This is a genomic window from Roseobacter litoralis Och 149 (assembly GCF_000154785.2).
Classification (GTDB): domain Bacteria; phylum Pseudomonadota; class Alphaproteobacteria; order Rhodobacterales; family Rhodobacteraceae; genus Roseobacter; species Roseobacter litoralis.
In genome coordinates this window covers 1,060,423-1,078,656 of sequence record NC_015730.1, presented here as the reverse complement: position 1 = coordinate 1,078,656, position 18,234 = coordinate 1,060,423, and the positions used below count along the sequence as shown (strand labels likewise).

At 57.4% G+C, this 18,234-nt stretch carries 16 protein-coding genes and 1 riboswitch; of the genes, 6 read left to right on the top strand and 10 right to left on the bottom strand.

All coding sequences use genetic code 11. From position 1 onward, the window contains the following. Positions 1–102 precede the first annotated feature (102 nt). Both folE2 and metZ read right to left on the bottom strand, forming a co-directional pair. On the bottom strand, positions 103–1,206 hold the full coding sequence (gene folE2 / locus RLO149_RS04990) for a GTP cyclohydrolase FolE2 (protein ID WP_013960984.1): 1,104 nt from the start codon (positions 1,204–1,206) through the stop codon (positions 103–105). A 162-nt stretch (positions 1,207–1,368) separates the two neighbouring features. Then, complete coding sequence (metZ, locus tag RLO149_RS04985) at positions 1,369–2,550, bottom strand: O-succinylhomoserine sulfhydrylase (RefSeq protein WP_013960983.1); 1,182 nt, start codon at positions 2,548–2,550, stop codon at positions 1,369–1,371. A gap of 62 nt (positions 2,551–2,612) precedes the next feature. Continuing rightward, positions 2,613–2,689, bottom strand: a riboswitch (SAM riboswitch). Between the two features lie 113 nt (positions 2,690–2,802). On the opposite strand from metZ, the gene RLO149_RS04980 reads away from it, so the two are divergent. The 3 genes from RLO149_RS04980 to RLO149_RS04970 all read left to right on the top strand — a co-directional run bounded on the left by RLO149_RS04980 (position 2,803) and on the right by RLO149_RS04970 (position 5,318). Then, complete coding sequence (locus tag RLO149_RS04980) at positions 2,803–3,795, top strand: serine aminopeptidase domain-containing protein (protein ID WP_013960982.1); 993 nt, start codon at positions 2,803–2,805, stop codon at positions 3,793–3,795. Beyond that, complete coding sequence (locus tag RLO149_RS04975; protein WP_013960981.1) at positions 3,779–4,483, top strand: glutathione S-transferase N-terminal domain-containing protein; 705 nt, start codon at positions 3,779–3,781, stop codon at positions 4,481–4,483. Before RLO149_RS04980 ends, RLO149_RS04975 begins: the two co-directional genes overlap by 17 nt. A gap of 109 nt (positions 4,484–4,592) precedes the next feature. Next, complete coding sequence (locus RLO149_RS04970; RefSeq protein ID WP_013960980.1) at positions 4,593–5,318, top strand: Crp/Fnr family transcriptional regulator; 726 nt, start codon at positions 4,593–4,595, stop codon at positions 5,316–5,318. Here the strand turns inward: RLO149_RS04970 and RLO149_RS04965 are convergent. The 4 genes from RLO149_RS04965 to RLO149_RS04950 all read right to left on the bottom strand — a co-directional run bounded on the left by RLO149_RS04965 (position 5,315) and on the right by RLO149_RS04950 (position 10,155). Beyond that, positions 5,315–5,929, bottom strand: a complete 615-nt coding sequence (locus tag RLO149_RS04965; RefSeq protein WP_013960979.1) for an inner membrane-spanning protein YciB — start codon at positions 5,927–5,929, stop codon at positions 5,315–5,317. The genes RLO149_RS04970 and RLO149_RS04965 overlap by 4 nt on opposite strands. A gap of 9 nt (positions 5,930–5,938) precedes the next feature. Next, positions 5,939–6,847, bottom strand: a complete 909-nt coding sequence (locus RLO149_RS04960; protein ID WP_013960978.1) for an EamA family transporter — start codon at positions 6,845–6,847, stop codon at positions 5,939–5,941. Positions 6,848–6,918: 71 nt separating this feature from the next. Further along, the gene (ftsY, locus tag RLO149_RS04955) at positions 6,919–8,376 is read right to left on the bottom strand and encodes a signal recognition particle-docking protein FtsY (protein WP_013960977.1); all 1,458 of its coding nucleotides are present in this window, start codon (positions 8,374–8,376) and stop codon (positions 6,919–6,921) included. A 78-nt stretch (positions 8,377–8,454) separates the two neighbouring features. Then, a complete protein-coding gene (locus RLO149_RS04950) occupies positions 8,455–10,155 on the bottom strand; it encodes an NAD(P)H-dependent oxidoreductase subunit E (protein ID WP_044025544.1) in 1,701 nt (566 codons plus the stop codon). A 335-nt stretch (positions 10,156–10,490) separates the two neighbouring features. Between RLO149_RS04950 and RLO149_RS04945 the strand changes: the two genes are divergently transcribed. Then, on the top strand, positions 10,491–10,907 hold the full coding sequence (locus RLO149_RS04945; RefSeq protein ID WP_013960975.1) for a hypothetical protein: 417 nt from the start codon (positions 10,491–10,493) through the stop codon (positions 10,905–10,907). A 100-nt stretch (positions 10,908–11,007) separates the two neighbouring features. Here RLO149_RS04945 and xseA read toward each other — a convergent pair whose 3' ends face one another. Continuing rightward, positions 11,008–12,549 (bottom strand): exodeoxyribonuclease VII large subunit, encoded by a 1,542-nt coding sequence (gene xseA / locus RLO149_RS04940; protein ID WP_013960974.1) that lies wholly within the window; start codon positions 12,547–12,549, stop codon positions 11,008–11,010. A gap of 79 nt (positions 12,550–12,628) precedes the next feature. On the opposite strand from xseA, the gene purD reads away from it, so the two are divergent. Beyond that, positions 12,629–13,894 carry a phosphoribosylamine--glycine ligase gene (gene purD, locus RLO149_RS04935; protein WP_013960973.1) on the top strand — a complete coding sequence of 422 codons (1,266 nt, stop codon included), beginning with the start codon at positions 12,629–12,631 and terminating at the stop codon, positions 13,892–13,894. Positions 13,895–13,904: 10 nt separating this feature from the next. Here purD and RLO149_RS04930 read toward each other — a convergent pair whose 3' ends face one another. Next, positions 13,905–14,651, bottom strand: a complete 747-nt coding sequence (locus RLO149_RS04930; protein WP_013960972.1) for an FG-GAP repeat domain-containing protein — start codon at positions 14,649–14,651, stop codon at positions 13,905–13,907. Further along, complete coding sequence (locus tag RLO149_RS04925; RefSeq protein ID WP_013960971.1) at positions 14,651–14,974, bottom strand: 2Fe-2S iron-sulfur cluster-binding protein; 324 nt, start codon at positions 14,972–14,974, stop codon at positions 14,651–14,653. Before RLO149_RS04925 ends, RLO149_RS04930 begins: the two co-directional genes overlap by 1 nt. Before the next feature lie 124 nt (positions 14,975–15,098). Between RLO149_RS04925 and RLO149_RS04920 the strand changes: the two genes are divergently transcribed. Further along, complete coding sequence (locus RLO149_RS04920) at positions 15,099–15,494, top strand: OB-fold nucleic acid binding domain-containing protein (RefSeq protein WP_013960970.1); 396 nt, start codon at positions 15,099–15,101, stop codon at positions 15,492–15,494. A 1,226-nt stretch (positions 15,495–16,720) separates the two neighbouring features. On the opposite strand, the gene RLO149_RS04915 is transcribed toward RLO149_RS04920, so the two are convergent. Next, a complete protein-coding gene (locus RLO149_RS04915; RefSeq protein WP_013960968.1) occupies positions 16,721–18,184 on the bottom strand; it encodes a Do family serine endopeptidase in 1,464 nt (487 codons plus the stop codon). Positions 18,185–18,234 lie beyond the last annotated feature (50 nt).

Sequence of the window (18,234 nt, the reverse complement as noted above, 5' to 3'; positions counted from 1 at the left end):
CAAGTCCCGCCTGCCCGCGAGGCCACAAGGCGCTAGAGCTGGTTGAGGTACGCACGCGTTGAATTGGCCCCAAAAAGGCAGATCACGTCTAAGATGGTCAAGTTATCCGACGTGAAACAGCGTGTTGAACAATTTCGGGTCAAGGCTCTCCGATTTGAACGTGTCACCCTCCATCAGAATGCTGACCGCATCATGGCTGTGCAGGCTTTCCTGATGGCTCGCGATCACGCGGAAGTCTCCGATCCGGGTATCGGCGTGCAATTGCTCACAAAACAGGCGCGCGGCATCTTCGACAAAGATCGGGTTGGCGGCGTTGAGTTCTGCGAACGCCTGTTCGTCTTCGCGTTTGACCATAACTTGTGTTTCGGTCGGCACAGCGCGTCGGCAAGTTTCGATCAGATCTTCGAACCACAGACATTGACCGTCGTTTTCAACCTCAACCGAAACCCGCGCAACAGAGCGTTGCGAATGCGGCGTCGCCAGCTGTCCGCGGGTTGCGCGCGCATGCTCGGAAAGTTCCAGCGAGCACGGGCAGGTCGATGAATACACATAATCAAGATGCATGATTTTCTTGCGCACGCCGCCCTGATCCACCAGTTCCAGCGCGATGTCGTAATACTGATACCCGGACAAACCAGACCGCAGGCTATCCACCTTCATCGGAAAGCTGAACCGCATCTGAATGCGGGCGTCAAAGCTCTCCAGATCATTGATATAGGCATCAAGCGCGGCTTCGATCACCTCAAAGCTGAAGGTTTCTTCTGCATGTTTGTAAAAACTGCGCATGATCCGGGACATGTTGATGCCCTTCTTATCCGCCTCAAGACTGACGGAGCCGGTCACGGATGTTTCGAGCGTGATATCCCCACCGGTACGTGTGTGGAACCGGATCGGCAGGCGGAAGTTGGAAATACCTACATGCTGGATCTGCTGTTTCGTCCCGCGGATCAGGCTCGACGGGCCGTTTTGAAGATCGGGCAATGTCTCTTTGTAGCTGTCATCAATCGCGAAATCACCGGGATACTCGCGCGACAAGGCTGGATACTCGACCCCGTCCATGCCCGGGATCAGGCGGGCGACCGACGGGTCAAGCTCGCTGATCTCAGTCGGCGTCGCCTGTTTGGCCCACTGTCGCAGCACATCCAGTGCCGCCTGCGCCTCATCTCTGTCGGGCGTGACCTGTAATCCGGGTGTGTGAATATTCATCGCGATGTTCCCTGTACGTCTTCGAAGTAGCAACATAGGGCAGCATTAACTATCTGCCAATCATAGAGGGAAATACCCGGTACATATTTGCCAAAAACAGATGCTTACGCAGCGCAGAAAACATATAACGCGTTGATTTTATTATATTCCATGAACAACTCATCAAACACACTGCAAGGCCTGAAAAAGGTCCGCTTTCAGGTCTTCCTGATCCTCAATCCCGACACTGATGCGAATTAAGCCTGCTGAAATTCCAAGCGCATCTTTCTGGTCTTGCGGCAAACGCTGATGTGTCGTTGTCGCGGGATGCGTCAAAATCGTCTTTGCATCGCCCAGGTTATTGGAGATGACACCAACCTCAATAGCGTTCAAAAACCGGAATGCCGCCTCTTTACCCCCTGCCAGATCAATCGAAAGGACCGTCCCCCCTTTTTCCATCTGCCGTTTCACCAGCGCGTGCTGCGCGTGGCTTGGAATGCCGGGATAAATAACCCGGTTCAGTTTTTCATGCCCATCAAGCGCGATGGCCAGTGCCGTTGCGTTTTCGGTCTGCGCCCGCACCCGTAAATCAAGCGTTTCAAGCCCTTTCAGCATGACCCAAGCTGTAAACGGGCTCATGGAACCGCCGGTGTGTTTCATGTAGGGTTCTACGGTTTTTCGGACGAAATCCTTGGTACCGAGGATCACGCCTCCCAACGCCCTGCCCTGCCCGTCGATATGTTTGGTCGTTGAGTAAATCACGACATCAGCGCCCTGCTCAAAGGCCCGGGACCACACTGGGGTTGCAAACACGTTGTCCACAAGCACGATTGCGCCTTTGGCATGGGCCAGACCTGCGACGGTCTCAATATCAACGACTTGCAACGTGGGATTGGAAATTGATTCGAAGAAGACGGCGCGCGTATCATCGCGAATGGCCTCCTTCCACTGCGCGATATCTGTGCCATCCACGAAGGTCACCTCGACACCGTAGCGTGTCAGGATTTCTTCGAGCACATAGAGGCAGGACCCGAAAAGCGCGCGGGCCGAAACGACGTGATCGCCTGCTTTGAGCATGGACATCAACGCGCCCGACACTGCGGCCATGCCAGAAGCGGTGGCAAAGGCGTCTTCCGCACCTTCCAGTGCCGCGATGCGGTCTTCGAACATCGCAACTGTGGGGTTTCCATAGCGTGCATAGATGAACTCATCCGGCCCCGCTTCAACAAACCGTGCTTCGGCCTGTTCGGCCGTGTCATACACAAAGCCCTGCGTCAGAAAGATCGCCTCCGACACTTCGCCGTACTGGCTTCGTCGGGTACCCGCATGCACAGCACGCGTCCGCGGTTTGAGGTCTTTTGTCATTCTCGTCTTCTCCAGTCCGTTTCGGACACAAAAAAACCCCATACGCGGTCAATGCGACGGGGTTTCCTCATCGAGTGACCTTTTAGCGGAGTGTTTAGAGTGGCCCGCAATCCGGTATCAAATCGCCACGCCTTCTCGTAGAATAAAGGGTGTTGCGCGTCAACACCGTCACGGTGGTGTAATACGGTTTTCATCTTTCCTACCTATGGATGGTTCAACAAAGAACCACAAAATATGGTGTAGGGGGGCGCGATGCCTTTGCTCAGGATCAATGCCACGCCGTCCGCCCTTGCCTTGCATGACACGGCGCAAGCCGCGCCTTACAGGCTCTGCGCACTGGCCTCAAAACCGGGACCGGCCGTGATCATGGTGCATGGCTATAAATACGCACCGGGCACTGAAGATCACTGCCCACACCGCAAACTGTTTGGAAAAACCGAGCACAGTTGGCCCGCAGCACTTGGGTTCGAGGGGGCGCATCCCGCCGAGGGGCTTGGCATTGCCTTTGGCTGGTTCGCGCGGGGATCCCTGCGGACGGTGCACCAACGCGCATCACAGCTCGGTGCGCAGCTCGCCGCCGTCATTCAAATGCTCAAGGCCCATTCCCCTCAGCGCCCAATACACATTATTGCACACTCCATGGGGTCCGAGGCCGCCCTCAGCGCTCTGGCCCATTTGCCCGCCGGCGCGGTTGACCGCATGGTTCTGTTGACGGGTGCGACCTATGCAGGCCGCGCGAAATCGCTGCTCGCAACACCGGCCGGACGCACTGTGCGGGTTTTGAATGTGACAAGCCGCGAAAATGATCTTTTTGATGCGGCATTTGAACGTCTGGTCAAGGCCGACACCCCCCGCGATTGTACGATCGGACAGGGCATTGAGGCGCAAAATGCCGTCACCGTGCAGCTTGATTGTCCCAAGACGATAACGCGGCTGCAGCAAATCGGTCTGCCCATTTCGCCCCCGAGCAAGCGGATATGTCATTGGTCCGCCTATAAACGTCCCGGCGTCATGCGCATGTATAGCCGGTTTCTGCGCGATCCTGAGACGCTGCCGCTTGCACAGCTCAAGGCCATATTGCCTGAAAAACCTGCGCCACGATGGTCGCGGCTTTTGCCAATGCCCGCGCAAGCACGCACCCGCCGACAATTCCGCTTGTCCCACCCCGCACATGCGGTAGGCTCCACCCTGTGCCTGCAGGATGCAGCCTATGCGCGGAGTGATAAAAATGAGCCAGCCTATTGATCTGTTTTACTGGCCCACGCCCAATGGCTGGAAGGTTTCGGTTGCGCTTGAGGAAATGGGCCTGCCCTATACCACGCACCTGATAGACATCGGGGCTGGCGATCAGTTCGCGCCTGATTTCCTGAAAATTGCGCCAAACAACCGAATGCCTGCGATCATCGACCCTGAGGGACCTGATGGGGCGTCCGTTTCGGTTTTCGAGTCGGGCGCAATCCTTCAATATCTCGCGCAGAAAACCGGCGCGTTCGGTGGTGAGACCGCGCGCGACAAGATCGCCGTGACGCAGTGGCTCATGTGGCAAATGGGGGGACTGGGTCCAATGGCCGGTCAGGCGCATCACTTCTTGAAATATGCGCCTGCGATGGACCCGCCGCACGATCTGCCTTACGCGAAGGACAGATACCGGGCCGAGGTTGGCAGGTTATACGGGGTTCTGGACCGGCAACTGGCTTGCCATGAGTTCGTCGCCGGAGATTTCTATTCGATTGCGGATATGTCGATTTGGGGCTGGGCGTCGCTTTGGGAAGGCCAGCAACAAACGCTTGAGGACAAACCACACATGAAACGCTGGCTCGACACGGTGAGTGCGCGCCCCGGCGTCATCGCAGGTCGCGCGCTTCATGCAGAAAAGCGCGGGGATTTCCGCAAGGACAAGGCCGCGCAGGCTCAGCTGTTCTCAAAGCGCTGATTTGAGCATCTGCGAACAATAACAATACTTTTCGTCTCGATTTTCTTTGCAATGCGGATCGTTTTCGCCAAGAGTCCTGCCATGCAATCACGAGGCAGAGTCGGATAATATGTACGGTAGCGTATTGACGCCGGAGAACATGGTTTACCTTGCCGGTGCTTTTTATGTCGCGGGCATGGCGATCACAAATCAGATCATCCTGCGGCTGCTCATTTTGGCGGGGACCTGCGTTTATCTGATCTACTATGCGATCATTGGCGAGAGCCCCTTGTGGGAAGCGATCTACGTCAGCCTGCTGATTGGCATCGCAAACATCGGCGGGTTGAGCACCTTGATCGCGCGCCAGTCGCGGCTTGCGATCCCGCGCGCCCATGCCGATATCTTTTACGATTTTCCGCGCCTGCCGCCGGGGGATTTTCGAGCGCTCATGAAACTCGCCAAACGCTATACCGTGGAACAGGACAAGCAGGTCACTCTTGAGGGCGAAATGGGTGAAAAACTTTACTTTGTGCTCAAAGGCGCGACGCTTGTGCGCAAGGGAGAACAGGCGTTTGTCCTGCCCCCCAAACTTTTCCTCGGTGAGGTGTCATTCCTCACAGGTGTGCCAAGTTCTGCCTCAGCGTGGCTCGAAGAAGGCGCCGAGGTGTTGGAGTGGCAATTCGATGACCTGCGCCGCAAATGCGCGCGCAACCCCCGCTTCAATCTCGCGCTGGAGGCAGCCATATCGCTTGATCTTGCAGGCAAGGTTGCACGGTCAATGGGTGAATCGTCCGTGCATGTGGACAGTATTCCGGCACCGATGATCAACGCATTGTCTGATGTGCGACGGGTCTAGGTCTCGTCGGTACTGTCCTCGTCAATCATGTAGCTTTGCAGCGACGTGAACTGCCACATCAGGAACGCCATGAGGGCTACGGGAAAGCCAAAGGTTTCGATCTTGACCCATGCATCTGTCGACATGGTGCGCCAGACAATTTCATTCGCCACAGCCAGCGCCAGAAATGCGGCGCACAAGCGACGGGTCAGGATCATCCAGCCCTCATCGCGCATTGGCATCAACTCGCTCATGACATAGGCCAGATACGAGCGGCCCTGCATCAAACCAATCCCCAGCAGGACGGCAAACAGACCATAGACAATGGTCGTTTTCATCTTGAAGAAACGCTCATCGTTGAACCAGGCAGTGAGCCCGCCAAAGAAGATCACCATGAAGGCCGTGAACACCTGCATCCGGCTTAGTTTGCCCGTAAGTGCCCAGAGTATGCCCATCGCAACGAGCAATATCGGCACAAAGATCAGAGCCGCGACAATGAAGCCGGTGTACTCAGTACCGCCAATGACAAAAACGTCTTCCTTGATCTTGAGATAGATCAGGAAAAACAAAATGGTCGGCCCCAATTCCAACACCTGTTTGAGTATTGGGTTGATGGTTTTTTCTTCTTTCACAGTGCTCTCCTATCCACCAACCTCAACTATCACGGCCCCCAGCGCAATCAATGCCATAAGCGCAATTCGCCGTGGGCCGACCGTTTCTTTGAGGAACGCCCAACCGATAACGGCTGCAAAAACCGTCGAGGTTTCACGCAGTACGGCCGCCTCACCGACTTTATCGAGCCGAGTGGCCAACATTATGCTGCCAAAGCTGAAAAAAGCGATAAACCCGCCGGTCACGCCGCGTACCATGAGCGGTGGCAATTCGGGGCGCGCATCCGCTGCCATGCCCAACCAGCGGCGTGCGGCCAGGATCGGCATGAAGAACCCATCGATCAGAAAGAACCACGCAAGGAACGTAAAGGGGTTGGCGGTCGCACGAATTCCATACGCGTCATAGGTGGTATAAAGGGCCACGAACAACCCTGTGATCACCGCCAGGCCCAAAGCTGCGTGAAGCGTGTCACGCTCGGACACCAGATAAACCATATTGTAGATGGCAAGTCCGAATATCCCCGCCAAGAGCACCGCGATCCCAGCCCATTGAATGATGGTGAATGTTTCACCGAAGATCAGATAGGCGCCAATCACCGCAAACAGCGGCCCTGTACCGCGCACAACCGGATAGACAACCGTATAAGCACCCCGTGTATAGGCCATGGCTTGCAGGATTTTATAGAGCGTATGGATTACCCATGCCCCGACAAAGATCGGCCACATGTGCGGTTCCGGCCAAGGCACGACGAAAAGCGCAAAGGGTGCCGCCATTACCATATATGAAAAGTCGATGGCCCCGCGCGATATCCACGGATCATGTCTGCCCTTTTGCAAAGCACCAAAGACTGCGTGCAGAAACGCCGCCAAAATGGCCAACCAAAGGGCAAGCCGATGGCCTGCTTCGGTACCTTCGATGGAGATCAGCCAGTCTGTCATTTTGCTGGCTTATCGCCCGCCATAAAGCGCGTGACGGATTTGGATCTGCACTTCGGAAGCGCGTAAAGCGTTCACCCCCGCTCCAGCCCCATCAATGCGTCCGCAAAATCTTCCGGGTCAAAGGCATCAAGATCATCAATCTGTTCGCCCACACCAATCGCATGGATCGGCAGGCCGAATTTATCAGCCAGCGCCACAAGCACGCCGCCCTTGGCGGTCCCATCCAGTTTGGTCATCACTAGGCCGGAAACATCCGAAATATCGCTGAACACCTTGACCTGATTAAGCGCATTCTGCCCGGTCGTCGCATCCAACACCAGCAGGGTATTATGAGGTGCCGTTTCGTCCTTCTTACGGATAACGCGGACAATCTTGGCCAGTTCTTCCATCAGATCGGTCCGGTTTTGCAACCGGCCTGCTGTGTCGATGAGCAACAGATCTGCACCGTCTTGCTGCGCCTTGACCATGGCATCGAAGGCAAGGCTCGCCGGGTCAGACCCTTCCGGAGCCGTCAGCACAGGCACGCCTGCGCGATCCCCCCAAACCTGCAATTGCTCAACTGCCGCTGCGCGAAAGGTATCCCCCGCTGCAATGACAACCTTTTTGCCTGCCGCGCGAAACTGGCTGGCAAGTTTGCCAATGGTGGTGGTTTTACCAGAGCCATTCACACCCACGACCAGAACAACCTGCGGTGTGCGTGGATAGAGCGGCAAGGGTTTTGCCACGGGTTCCATGATCTGCGCAATTTCGGAGGCCAACAGCTCTTTTATTTCCTGAACCGACAGCTTTTTCCCAACCCGTCCCTCCGCCATGTTGGCTACGACACGAAGGGCTGTGTCCACGCCCATGTCCGCCGCAATCAGCAATTCTTCGAGCTGTTCCAGCATGTCGTCATCCAGCGTGCGTCTCACCACGATGGCAGGCGCTGAGCGCCCCATCAACCTGCCCAGCAAACCGGGTTTATCTGCTGCAACAGGTGTTGGTTCGGACAGATCAGACGCAATCGGCGCAGGTGAGCGCGGCATCACAAACGGATCATCCGCTGGCTGAACGTCTGTCTCATCGGCCTCAGCTTGCGGCGCGTCAGACTTGTCCAACGCGACCGGCTCGGGTGTGATCTCTGGCTCTGGCTCTGGCTCTGGCTCTGGCTCTGGCTCTGGCTCTGGCTCTGGCTCTGGCTCTGGCTCTGGCTCTGGCTCTGGCTCTGGCTCTGGAGAATAGGTAACCGGCGCTTCCGGCGGATCAAGCGCTTCGACCGTCGTATCCGCTGGGCCCTCGTCAACGGCGGCCTGTTCAATCGGATCTGGTTCCAGCGCGCGGTCGTCAGAAGGTGCTGACAACACCTCGATGTGCGCCTCCTCGGGGCGCACGACCTGCGCAGCCGCTTCCACCTCTTCCGCAGCAACGGCGGGCGGTTTTACGTCAACCGTTTCCGCGACCCCGCCATCGTCAACGATTGCTTCTAGTCCTTCATCAATCTTGGACGACGACTTGAACAGTTTGTCTTTGAGTTTTTTGAAAAACGCCATGCGCGGGCCTGCCTCTTCACCGGTTAATGCTCATCTAAGAGGATTTGCCGCGAAACGAAAGGCCCGAGCCGTTTTGGGTCAGATTTCCTCGGGGAAGTGTTTCATTACCATGCGAATGGGGTTCGGTGCCGCCTGACCCAAACCGCAGATTGATGCATCTACCATTGCGGTGCTCAACTCTTCCAGCAACCCGGTGTCCCACTGGTCCGCCTGCATCAGTTTGACTGCTTTTTCGCATCCGACCCGGCATGGTGTACATTGCCCGCAGCTTTCATCTTCGAAAAACCGCAGCATGTTGAGCGCCGCCGCCCGCGCGGAATCCTTGTCAGAAAGAACCACGACCGCCGCGGATCCGATGAAAGAGCCAAGCGGTTGCAGCGTGTCAAAATCCAGCGGCACATCACTGATTGATGCAGGCAAAATGCCCGACGATGGTCCACCAGGTTGATAGGCTTTGAACAGATGGCCGTCAGCCATGCCCCCTGCGGCCTCGATAATGTCAGTAATTGTTGAGCCTGCTGGCAATAGATAGACGCCGGGTTGCGCAACCCGTCCCGAGACTGAATAGCTGCGCAGTCCCTTACGACCATTCTTTTCGGTTGCCGACAGAACCTCCGGACCCTCGCGGCAAATACGCGTCACCCAATGCAGGGTTTCGACGTTATGCACCAACGTAGGCTGACCAAAGACACCAACCTGCGCCACAAAGGGCGGACGGTGTCGTGGCATGCCGCGCTTGCCCTCGATGCTTTCAATCATCGCGCTTTCTTCACCACAGATATAGGCACCAGCACCACGCCGCAGGTCGATGTAACCCGGAGTGACAATCCCGGCCTCCTCCAGCGCTTTTATTTCACGCGCAAGGATTTCCAGCACCGCAGGATACTCGTCCCGCATGTAGATAAACGCGGTCTCGGCTTCGACGGCCCAGGCGGCAATCAACATGCCCTCAAGGAAAAGATGCGGCACGCGCTCAAGATAATAGCGGTCCTTGAACGTGCCGGGTTCGCCCTCATCCCCGTTCACCGCGAGGTAACGCGGCCCCGGATTGGCCCGCACAAAGCCCCACTTCTTGCCAGAGGGAAAGCCAGCACCGCCCAATCCGCGCAGCCCTGAGGCCAGAACGTCTTCTTGGACCTTTTCCCAATCGCCGGTTTCGCGCAGGGTTTTCAGCGTTTCATATCCGCCTTCGGCGACATAATCGGAAAATGTCTCATAGCTCGGGATATGCACATGCGTATCGCCCGCCGCGATGGCAGCAGTGACCTTTTCCGGCGTGGCGTGATCGATATGGGCATGACCCAGTTCCAGAACCGGCGCCGTGTCGCAGCGCCCCATGCAGGGCGCGCGCAACACGCGGACTTCCCCCGGGTTCAGGCCATTTTCAAGGGCGGCCTTCAGTTCCTGCGCACCCGCCAATTCGCACGACAGGGAATCGCAAACACGAATTGTCAGGGCCGGTGGCGGTGTTTCGCCTTCCTTAACCACGTCGAAATGCGCATAAAACGTCGCGACTTCGTAGATTTCAGCCATCGACATGCGCATCTCTTCAGCCAGCGCACGCAGATGGGCGGCGGACAAACACCCGTGGGTGTCCTGAATTTTGTGCAAATGCTCAATCAACAGATCGGCACGGCGCGGCGCATCGCCCAAAAGCGCGCGAACCTCATCCCAAGCGGTGTCCTGCAGCTGGCGACCTTTCGTATACCGCCGCCCTTTGCCCTTGCCAGACTTCCAGACACCTTTTTCGGGGGTCTTGTCGCTCGTATCGAGTGCCATCGGCATATCTCCCTGTCCGCAAACACCACGGAGCATGCCCACGTGATTTCCTGATGCCCAGCAATATCAGTCTGAACAACGCCACGGTAGTTTAAAACACGGCACCACAGGCAGCCATAAACGACACTTCTGTGTCCGATCCGAAACTTGCGTCATTAACCGCGACGCAACAAGCGCCTTGGAGGCGCGGCGACAAAGAGGTAAACAAAGAGTTAACGAATAAAGCCCACGTGAGGGCGGTGCCGGCGCGTCACGATCTGGCGAACTGTAGCACCACAGGCCCTCTGGCGTCAGAAGGCTTCCGTTTGAAACGTAGTATCCAAAGGTGAGTAAACATGCGAAAACGACCATTGTTCATTCCAGTAATTGCGGCCCTTTTTGCGATGCTTTCTGGTGGGATGGCTCTTGCGGCGGAACCAATGGACGGTCGGACTTTTGATGAATACACCCGCGGCAAAACGCTGTTTTATGGCCAGAATGGTGAGAAATACGGGGCGGAGGTCTATCTCGATGACCGTCGTGTGAAATGGTCGTTTCTGGACGGACAATGCAAGGAAGGGTTCTGGTACGAAGAGGCAGGGCAGATTTGCTTTGTCTACGAGGATAACCCGACACCGCAATGCTGGGCCTTTACCAAAGAAGATGGCCGCCTTTCAGCCCGGTTCGAGAACCTGCCCGGCGCGACCGAATTATACGAAGCTGAAGACGTGAACGAAGAGATGATCTGCCTCGGCCCCGACGTCGGTGTCTGATCCCCTGGAGCGTCTGACAAAATACCTGAAATATTACGTAACGCGTTGAAATATTTGATTTCAGGCAGCGTTACATGATTCAGGTTTTTCGCATGATGCTTCAGAACAGCGAGCCTTGTTCCGGTGGTTTGCCCGCTGACTTTTTAGACGCGGTCTTGCCGCCCACTGTCACGCGGCCATCGGCGAACTGGATTTCCAGACTGCTGGCCGTTTTTGCGGTCTTGCTGTCTGTCACCACGGCCCCATCCGATCGCACAACTGCAAAACCGCGCGCCAGCGTGGCCTTGTAGCTGAGTGTTTCATTCAGCCGTCCCAACGCATCGAGCTTGCGGCGGGCCGCATCGAGGTTTTGCTCACCCACTTTGCCCAACCGCTGCACCACATCCTCGAAATGCTGTTTCTTGCGTCGATAATCCTGCTCAAGGACTGCCGGGCGATACCGCCGCACCCTTGTTTCCAGTTGCTCTTTGCGCGTCGCCAGCGCGCGCAACAAGGCCGGTTGCAGACGGCGCGCCTTTTCTTTGAGCTGCCGGTCCTCTGCCTGCACAGCGCGCGTCAGCATCGCCGGTCGCAGTGACCCGCTGACATCCGCCAGACGTATCTTGCGCCGCTGCACCCCGGACATCAGCGCCGGGGCCAGCCGCGCGCCGCGCGTGTCGACCAGTTGACGCGGGCTTTCAAGCAAACTGTCCGGGCGCGGCAAGGCGCGGGCCACGTCGCGCAAACGCTGGTCCCGGCGGGTCAACCCCTGACTAAGCGCCTGACGCATGCGCGCATCCTGCTGCTCGACCCATGCAATAAGCTCATGGCGCACCGGCACGGCCAATTCAGCCGCAGCTGTGGGTGTGGGCGCACGTTTGTCAGACACGAAATCGATCAGCGTGGTATCGGTTTCATGCCCCACCGCCGAGATCAGTGGAATGTCTGACGCCGCCGCCGCCCGCGCGACACTTTCCTCGTTAAACCCCCACAGATCCTCGACCGATCCGCCGCCGCGCGCCACGATGATCAGGTCCGGGCGCGGCAAGGCCCCTCCAGGCACCAGCGCGTTGAACCCCGCGATGGCAGCCGCAACCTCGGGTGCACATTTCTCACCCTGAACGGCGACGGGCCAGATCAGCACCTTGCGCGGAAAGCGGTCCCTCAGGCGGTGTAGAATATCCCGAATCACCGCCCCGGTCGGCGACGTCACAACCCCAATGATTTCCGGCAGATAGGGCAGCGGACGTTTGCGCGACGCCTCAAAAAGCCCCTCCGCCTCCAGTTGCTTTTTGCGCTTTTCCAGCAGCGCCATCAACGCGCCCTTGCCCGCAACAGCCACCTCATCCACATTCATGTTGTACTTGGACTGCGCGCCATAGGCGGTGATGCGCCCCGTCACGACCACCTCGAGCCCCTCTTCGGGGATCACGCTCAGCCGGGCGACCTGTCCTTTCCATGTGGTGCAGGACAGTTGGTTCCGATCATCCTTGATGTCGTAATACATATGGCCCGATCGCGCCTTGATCACGCGGCTGACCTCGCCACGCACCCGCACGCGGCCGAACTCTCCTTCCAGCGTGCGTTTCACCGCACCGGAGATTTCACTGACCGTAAATTCGGGCGTATTCTGACCCGGTGTGGGATCGTCAAGCAAGTCCATGGTGCCTCGGGTGTTGTCACAGGTTCCCCGCCAGCTTAGAACGCCCTGAACATAAGGCCAAGCAGATCGGGAGCCCTTCATGAACATTCTTATTCTCGGCAGCGGGGGGCGTGAACACGCTCTGGCCTGGGCGGTCAAACAGAACCCTAAATGTGATCGCCTGATCGTGGCCCCCGGCAACGCAGGGATCGCGGGGATCGCCGAATGTGCGTCCCTCGAGATCGAAGATGGCGGGGCCGTCGCGCGCTTTTCGGATGAAAACGCCATTGATCTCGTGATCGTCGGACCCGAAGCCCCCCTCGCAGCGGGTGTTGCTGATCGCTTGCGGGATGCAGGCATTTCGGTTTTTGGCCCCGGTCTTGATGCAGCAAAGCTCGAAGCATCAAAAGCCTTCACCAAAGCCATCTGCGATGCAGCCGGTGCGCCCACGGCCGCATATGCCCATTTCACCGACCGGGCTGCGGCACGGGCCTATGTCGAAGCACAAGGCGCACCGATTGTTATCAAGGCAGACGGTCTTGCAGCAGGCAAAGGCGTGATCATCGCCCAGACGGTCGACGAGGCACTGGACGCGCTTGATGACATGTTCGGCGGCAGTTTCGGCGATGCAGGCGCAGAAGTCGTGATCGAAGAATTCATGGAAGGCGAAGAAGCGTCCTTCTTTATGCTGTGCGATGGCGAAACCGTGCTGCCCATCGGCACGGCGCAGGACCACAAGCGTGTGGGTGACGGCGACACCGGCCCCAATACCGGCGGCATGGGCGCCTATTCCCCTGCCCCGGTGATGACGCCAGAGGTAACGCAGGCGGCGCTTGAGCAGATCGTGCAGCCGACAATGACCGAAATGATGCGGCGCGGGACACCCTATCAGGGTGTGCTCTTTGTCGGCCTGATGATCCAAAACGGTGCGCCGCGTCTGGTCGAATACAACGTGCGCTTTGGCGATCCCGAATGTCAGGTCCTGATGATGCGCCTTGGCGCGCAGGCGCTGGATCTCATTCAGGCCGCCGCCGAAGGCAGGCTGGATGAAGTGCAGGTCAACTGGGCTGATGATCATGCTCTGACGGTCGTGCTGGCCGCGCGCGGATATCCCGGAAGCTATGAAAAAGGGTCTGTCATCGGCGGGCTTGACGGTTTTAAAGAGGACAGCAAGCATATGGTTTTCCATGCTGGCACAACCCGCAAGGACGGCCAGTACACCGCCAGTGGCGGGCGGGTACTTGGCGTTACGGCGCGCGCTTCATCGCTCGCCGAAGCGCGAGAGCAGGCGTATGGCATGGTGGATCAAATCGACTGGCCGGAGGGGTTTTGTCGCCGTGACATTGGCTGGCGGGCACTGGACTAGAAACTTGTCGTTAATTCGCGCAAGACAGAGCGGAGGCAAACGCGCCGCGTGAGGTGTCCGTCCCAAGACGTCGTGTTTCAAACAGGCCATCGCTATACCGGATGGCCTGTAATTCGGCCCAATCTGCACGCGCGAGAATCATTTCCGGAAAGCCATCACATTGCCTGATGCCACCGGCAATATCGCGCTCTCCGATGCGGTGATTGGTGACACCGCCAAGCGATGCAATTTCACTAAGCTGGCGGCTTTGATAGCGCCAGATGCGCAGTGTTTTCGCCAGATGGGGGCGGTCAACATAGGCGATCTCAACATACCCATCCCCGTCAATATCAGCGGCGCCCAAAGGGGCAAGCCAGCGAAAACGGGTGCCTATATAGGGGGTAGCCGTTACAAAACCAGAGGCGTCATAGATAACCAGCCGCGCGCCGCTTGATTGATCACTTTCAACAACGATGACTTCGGGCGAGCCGTCTGCGTCAAGATCAACGATCCGGGGGTGCGTATCTTCAAAAACCGATGTCACCGGCAGTTTGAAACGCCGGATATCCCCGTTGGCCAGCGTGATGACGAGCGTCTCGTGCTCAACACCATCGCCAAGGACCGCATGGGCATATCGCTGCGTCGGACCTGCGTAGTCAGCCGAAACGATTGCCTCGGACGCCTCTGCCACCCCCTGCAAAAAGCACAACACTGGCAGCGCGCGGCGAACGAAACAGAGCAGGCGGCGCGCCAGAAGACGCCGCGCCCACGCCTTCATCAGATCTGTTTTTCGGGCATTTGCACGATGAGACCGTCCAACGCATCCGTCACTTTGAGCTGGCAGGTCAGCCTGGATCGGGCCGGGTCAGGCTGATAGGCGAAATCAAGCATGTCTTCTTCCATATCGTCCTTGCCGGGCAGTTTTTCGATCCACGCGGGATCAACATAGACATGACATGTGGAACAGGCACATGCGCCACCGCAATCGGCCTCAATTCCGGGAATGTTATTGTCGCGCGCGCCTTCCATGACCGTCAGGCCATTTGCGACCTCAACAACATGCTCCGTCCCGCCGTGTTCAATATAGGTGATTTTGGCCACGTTCATCCATTCCTTCTTGCCGTGTTCAATCCGTTCACCGTCGGCATATAGAGCGCGTGCGCCTGTTTTGCGACCCCCTTCGCAGAGGATTGTTTTTGATTTCTTTTGTTCTATATTTGTTCTTATGCAGATCATCACATCTCGTCCCGCCCCGGCAACTGATACGAAAACCGCTGGGAAATGGCCAAGCCCACCCGCCTGCCTTGTCGCGCGACAATTGACACAGCCGCCGCAAAATGCGCGTGTCGCCGTGGCCGGTATTGTCATTTTGAGACAACGTCCCGGCACGGCCAAGGGGGTTATCTTTCTCACGCTGGAGGATGAAACCGGCGTTGTGAATGTGATTGTCTGGCGGAATATCTATGAAAAGTTCCGCCGCGCCGTAATCGCAGGGCGCATGCTGCGCGTCACAGGCAGGCTTCAACGCGCCCATTCCGTAACCCATGTTCTTGCAGAAGAGATCGAGGATTTATCACCTTTACTGGATGGTCTTGTGCAGGAAAACCAAGCCTCCGAGTAAAACTACCTTTCCAGACAAGAAAAGGACGCGCCAAAAACGCCGCTTTCAAAAACCTAAGCGCGATTTCGCATCCACTGACCGCAATCTATGCCGACGTGAACCACATTTCGGACCAACGCGGCTTGGAGTGGCGCAGCCCATCTGCTGTGGCGCATCCGTAGAACGCCTTCCAAGATATTGAACGCACGACGTTACGACATGGTCGCAAGCATGCGCATCATGAGCGCAGACGCTTTGCGTGACACTGTCCAACTCTGAGGTGTTCGGTGCACCGATCCCTGGTTGGGTGGATGCTTATTCCTACACCGCGCCACTGCGGTTCAGAAAGGCGTTGTGTGCGCACATGAGCAAGGCAAAGGCCACACCTTCGTTGAAAACCGCGCCGGATCGCCAAGGCCCGAAACTCAGCGCAACACTGTCAGAATCCGCGCGCGTGCCCTGGCATTCATTCAACAATCAGAATGGACGACTTCGGAACGCAGCCGCGCGGCTGAGTTGCTTCGTCTGATGCACCAGCCGTTTGAGATACGTCAGACGACATGTTCGGCAAACCTCTGGAAATCTGCCGGTACTGCCGAACTATGCGCCAGCGCGGTGACCCTCTGTTCGAACTGAGCAGCTAAGTTCCGAAAGCCGTCACACTCAACGCGCATAATGGACAAGAGCAGGCCCAACGACGTTATCCCGCAAACAGACGGCCCTTTTGCACGTTGCCAAGTCCAAGCTATGCCTGTCGGAGCAACAGTACCACGCAACGCTGGTACAAATCGGCGGGGTGAAGCGCCACCATGGCGGAACAGGGAAACCATGATTGCAAAGCTCTTGGAGCCGGTACGAAAACGGTCGCAGTACTCGACAGGACATAATTCATTTCGAACGGTCCCTCAAAGCCTGTTCAAACGCCGCTACAAGCCTTTTTGAATACATCCTTTCAACGTCCCTGTGAATACAGGAAAACCTGCGCCGACAACGCTCCGGACTAACAGCGCCCGGACACAGTGGGTATTCACTGTGGCAATGATTACCACGACGACATTCAAGGCGCGGGAAAGCAAAATTGCCAGTGCTTTCCCGCGGGGTCACCGGATCGAGAAAATCGCCACCCGTAACCGGTGCGTACACTCCGTGAAACGCGTTCCCAAATCCGATCCGCAATCGCCCAAGGTCAAAAACAGGCGTCCGGTATCAAAACCAGTTCAACACCAGCAACGCCTGTTTTTAGCGGATCATTCAGCGAGGGACAGCGCCACGAAACGCGGATCGCCCGCACGTCGCACGAGTAACAACAGCGATTTGCGCCCTGCGTCCTTGGCTTCCTCGACACGGGTTTCAAGATCCGCGATGCTTGTCACTTTTTTCTGACCTGCTTCGGTGATGACATCGCCCGACCGCAGACCCTTCTCAAAAGCTTCCGACGCTTCGTCCACTTCCATGACCGCCAGACCTTCGGTCTCCGGTTTGGCACCAAGTTGCTCGCGCAACTCATCGGTCAGCACCATCAAGGTGAGGCCCATCATTTCAGCAGAGGTCGGCGCATCTTCCTGCGGGGCCTGCGCGACGGCAGGTGTCGCGCCTTCGGCTTCTTCACGGCGGCCCAGTGTCACAAGCAGGGTTTTTGTCTCATCGCCCCGCCGCACGACAACGCGCACCGCTTCGCCCACAGGCGTATTGCCGACCTGACGCACAAGACCGCGTGTGTCTTCAACGTCGCGCCCGTCAAAACTGATGATCACATCACCGATCTCGATACCTGCATCCAGTGCAGGCCCCTCCAGTACACCGTTCACAGCAGCACCGTCGGTGGACGCAAGCCCCATGGCTTCGGCCATGTCCTCTGTCACGTCCTGAATTTGCACACCCAGCCAGCCGCGCCGCGTCTCGCCAAATTCCTGCAGCTGGTCAACGACGCGCGTCACAACATTTGAAGCCATCGAGAACCCAAGACCGATCGAGCCGCCGGTCGGTGACAGAATAGCGGTGTTCACGCCAATCACTTCACCGTCCATGTTGAACAACGGGCCACCTGAGTTTCCGCGGTTAATCGCAGCATCGGTCTGAATATAATCATCATAACGACCGCTGAGTTCCCGGTTGCGCGCCGACACGATCCCGGCCGAAACGGAAAACCCCTGCCCCAGCGGGTTGCCCATCGCGATCACCCAGTCGCCGACCCGCGAACTGTCGCTATCCCCAAAGGACACAAATGGCAGTGGTTCGTTCGTTTCGACCTTCAGCAAGGCGATGTCGGTGTTCGGGTCCGTTCCCATGACCTCGGCAACCAATTCACCGCCGTCAAAAAATTCAATCAGAATTTCGTCAGCCCCTTCAATCACGTGGTTGTTGGTGACAACGTAACCATCTTCAGAGATGACAAAACCGGACCCCAGCGCGGACGACCGGCGCGGTGCGCCTTCGGGCCCATTGTTACGGTCCCTGAAAAAATCCTCAAAGGGCGAGCCTTCCGGCACTATACCTTGCGGTCCGGTCCGACGTGATACCGTGGTAGAGGTCGTGATATTGACCACCGATGGGCTGATTTTTTCAGCCAGCGGCGCTAGGCTTGCAGGCTGTGCCAGCACTGTAACGGGTGCAACAAGGGCGAATGCCATCGCCAAAATAGCGATCACCAAAAACCGAAACCGCGTCTGCGCCGGAACTCTATGTGGCATGGATACCGTCTTGGATGTCATGCGTCGTCTCCTGAAATACGTTGTTGCCTGTCATACTGTGCGCCTACTTT

Coding starts and splice junctions, on each gene's coding strand:
- folE2 (WP_013960984.1), bottom strand. CDS start 1,206: ATGAATATTCACACACCCGGATTACAGGTCACGCCCGACAGAGATGAG.
- metZ (WP_013960983.1), bottom strand. CDS start 2,550: ATGACAAAAGACCTCAAACCGCGGACGCGTGCTGTGCATGCGGGTACC.
- RLO149_RS04980 (WP_013960982.1), top strand. CDS start 2,803: ATGCCTTTGCTCAGGATCAATGCCACGCCGTCCGCCCTTGCCTTGCAT.
- RLO149_RS04975 (WP_013960981.1), top strand. CDS start 3,779: ATGAGCCAGCCTATTGATCTGTTTTACTGGCCCACGCCCAATGGCTGG.
- RLO149_RS04970 (WP_013960980.1), top strand. CDS start 4,593: ATGTACGGTAGCGTATTGACGCCGGAGAACATGGTTTACCTTGCCGGT.
- RLO149_RS04960 (WP_013960978.1), bottom strand. CDS start 6,847: ATGACAGACTGGCTGATCTCCATCGAAGGTACCGAAGCAGGCCATCGG.
- ftsY (WP_013960977.1), bottom strand. CDS start 8,376: ATGGCGTTTTTCAAAAAACTCAAAGACAAACTGTTCAAGTCGTCGTCC.
- RLO149_RS04950 (WP_044025544.1), bottom strand. CDS start 10,155: ATGGCACTCGATACGAGCGACAAGACCCCCGAAAAAGGTGTCTGGAAG.
- RLO149_RS04945 (WP_013960975.1), top strand. CDS start 10,491: ATGCGAAAACGACCATTGTTCATTCCAGTAATTGCGGCCCTTTTTGCG.
- xseA (WP_013960974.1), bottom strand. CDS start 12,549: ATGGACTTGCTTGACGATCCCACACCGGGTCAGAATACGCCCGAATTT.
- purD (WP_013960973.1), top strand. CDS start 12,629: ATGAACATTCTTATTCTCGGCAGCGGGGGGCGTGAACACGCTCTGGCC.
- RLO149_RS04930 (WP_013960972.1), bottom strand. CDS start 14,651: ATGAAGGCGTGGGCGCGGCGTCTTCTGGCGCGCCGCCTGCTCTGTTTC.
- RLO149_RS04920 (WP_013960970.1), top strand. CDS start 15,099: ATGCAGATCATCACATCTCGTCCCGCCCCGGCAACTGATACGAAAACC.
- RLO149_RS04915 (WP_013960968.1), bottom strand. CDS start 18,184: ATGACATCCAAGACGGTATCCATGCCACATAGAGTTCCGGCGCAGACG.